The sequence below is a fragment of the Actinosynnema sp. genome (assembly GCF_052038725.1).
This window is the reverse complement of sequence record NZ_JBQGCX010001136.1, coordinates 1-3,083: the sequence shown is the minus strand read 5'-3', so window position 1 is coordinate 3,083 and position 3,083 is coordinate 1. Positions and strand designations below refer to the sequence as shown.

The following is a 3,083-nucleotide window of genomic DNA, read 5'->3' as shown; positions in this document are numbered from 1 at the left end:
GCGAGGTGCTCGGGGTCGCGCCGGTCGCGGCCGACGTCGACTTCTTCGCGCTCGGGGGGCACTCGTTGCTCGCCGTTCGGCTGGTCGCCGCCGTGCGTGCCTCGCTCGGGGTCGAGCTCGGGCTGGCCGACCTGTTCGACGCGCCGACGCCCGAGGCGCTCGCCGCCCGCGTCGACGCCGCCGCGCCCGCCCGCGCCCCGCTGCGGCCCCGGCCCCGGCCGGAGCGGGTGCCGCTCTCGCCCGCGCAGCGCCGGTTGTGGTTCCTGCACCAGGTCGAAGGCGCGGGCGCCACCTACAACATCCCCCTGGCGCTGCGGCTCACCGGCACCCTGGACCGGGACGCGCTCCGCGCCGCCCTCGGCGACGTGGTCGCCAGGCACGAGAGCCTGCGCACGGTCTTCCCGCTCGTCGACGGCGAACCCGTGCAGCACGTGCTGCCCCCGGCCCCGCTGCCGCTGCCGGTCACCGCCACCACAGCCGACGCCCTCCCCGCCCTGCTCGCCGCCTCCGCCCGCCACGGGTTCGACCTCGCCGCCGACGTCCCGCTGCACGCCGAGCTGTTCAGCACCGGCCCCGAGGAGCACGCGCTGCTGCTCGTGGCGCACCACATCGCCTCCGACGGCTGGTCGATGGGAGCGCTCTCCCGCGACGTCGCCACCGCCTACACCGCCCGGCTGCGCGGCGCGGCCCCGGACTGGGCGCCGCTGCCGGTGCAGTACGCCGACCACGCGCTGTGGCTGGCCGAGACCGCCGGCGACGAGGCCGACCCGGACAGCCGGGCCGCGCGGGGGCTCGCGTTCTGGCGGCGCGCCCTCGCCGGGCTGCCCGAGGTGCTCGACCTGCCCACCGACCGGCCCCGCCCCACCACGACCAGCCACCTCGGCGGCGTCGTGCCGGTCGTGCTGCCCGCCGACCTGCACCGGGGCCTGCGCGCGGTGGCGCTCGACCGGGGGGCGAGCCTGTTCCTGGTGCTCCAGGCCGCGCTCGCCGCCCTGCTGGACAAGCTCGGCGCGGGCCGGGACATCCCGATCGGCACCCCGGTCGCAGGCCGCTCCGACACCGCCGCCGACGACCTCGTCGGGTTCTTCGTCAACACCCTCGTGCTGCGCGCCGACACCTCCGGCGACCCGACGTTCACCGAGCTGCTCGACCGGGTGCGCGAGACCGCGCTGGCCGCCTACGAGCACCAGGACGTGCCGTTCGAGCGCCTGGTGGAGGCGCTCAACCCGACCCGGTCCCTCGCGCACAACCCGCTGTACCAGACCCTCCTCGCCCTCCAGCACGACCCGCTGGGCCCGTTCGACCCGCCCGGCCTGACCGGCGTCGCCGAGCTGGTGCACACCGGCACCGCCAAGTGCGACCTGAGCCTGATCCTCACCGAGACCACCACCGCCGACGGCGCGCCCTCGGGCGTCACCGGCAGCGCCGAGTACAGCGCCGACCTGTTCGACCGGGACACCGCCGAACTGCTCGTGCGCCGCTGGCTCGACCTGCTGCGCCAGGTCGTCGCCGACCCCGGCAGGCGGCTGAGCGCGTTCGCCGTGCGCACCGCCGCCGAACGCCCCACCACCCCCCAGGTAACCCACCGCCCGCGCGGCGCGCTGCACGCCCTGTTCGAGGCGCGCGTCGACCGCGCCCCGGACGCCGTCGCCGTCACCTGCGACGGCGCGGCCCTGACCTACGCGGAGCTGGACGCCCGCGCGAACCGGTTGGCGCGCCTGCTGGTCGAGCGCGGGGCCGGACCGGAGCGGCTGGTCGCCCTGTCGCTGCCGCGCTCGCTCGACCTGGTCGTCGCGGTGCTCGCCGTGCTCAAGTCCGGCGCGGCGTACCTGCCGGTCGACCCCGGCTACCCGCCCGCCCGCGTGGCGTTCCTGCTCGACGACGCGCGCCCCGCCCTGCTGGTCACCGCGGGCGGGACCGCCCAGGAGCACGCGCTCGACCTGGACGCCGTCGACCTGGACGCCGTCGACTGGGACGCGCTCGACCCCGCCCGCCCCGCCGTCGCCGTCCACCCGGAGTGCGCGGCGTACGTGATCTACACGTCCGGCTCCACCGGCACCCCCAAGGGCGTCGTCGTCCCGCACGCCACCGTGGTGCGCCTGTTCGACGCCACCGACCACTGGTTCGGCTTCGACGAGCACGACGTGTGGACCCTGTTCCACTCCTACGCGTTCGACTTCTCCGTCTGGGAGCTGTGGGGCCCGCTGCTGCACGGCGGCAGGCTCGTCGTCGTCCCGCACGGGACCAGCCGCTCGCCCGAGCGGTTCCTGGAACTCCTGGAGCGCGAGCGCGTCACCGTGCTCAACCAGACCCCGTCCGCGTTCCACCAGCTCGACCGCGCCGAGCGCGAGCACCCCACCACCCTGGACGCCCTGCGCTACGTGGTGTTCGGCGGCGAGGCGCTCGACCTGCCGCGCCTGGCGGACTGGTACTTCCGGCACGCCGACGACGCGCCCGCGCTGGTCAACATGTACGGCATCACCGAGACCACGGTGCACGTCACCCACACCGCGCTCGACCGCTCCCGCGCCGTCCCCGGCGCGCCCAGCGACATCGGCGCGGCCATCCCCGACCTGCGCGCCCACGTCCTGGACGCCCGGCTCAAGCCCGTCCCGAACGGCGTCACCGGCGAGCTGCACATCTCCGGCGCCGGCCTCGCGCGCGGCTACCTGAACCGGCCCGGCCTGACCGCGACCCGCTTCGTCGCCGACCCGTTCGGCGAGCCGGGCAGGCGCATGTACCGCACCGGCGACCTCGCCCGCCGCAACCGCCACGGCGCGCTGGAGTTCCTGGGCCGCGCCGACCACCAGGTGAAGGTGCGCGGCTTCCGCATCGAGCTGGGCGAGATCGAGGCCGCGCTGGCCGAGCACCCCGAGGTCGCGCAGGCCGTCGTCGTCGCCAGGCAGGACCGCGCCGACGACACCCGGCTCGTCGCCTACACCGTCGCCACCCCCGGCGCCCACCCGCGCCCCGACGCCCTGCGCGCCCACCTCGCGCAGCGGCTGCCCGCGCACATGGCGCCCGCCGCGTTCGTGCCGCTCGACGCGATCCCGCTGACCGGCAACGGCAAGCTCGACCGCAAG

The 3,083-nt window shown here is 76.5% G+C and carries 1 protein-coding gene; it reads left to right on the top strand.

Features of this window, described 5'->3' with window-relative positions; genetic code table 11:
• Positions 1-3,083: amino acid adenylation domain-containing protein (locus ACTUAL_RS23975; RefSeq protein WP_440901832.1), on the top strand; the 3,083-nt coding region annotated here is incomplete at both ends.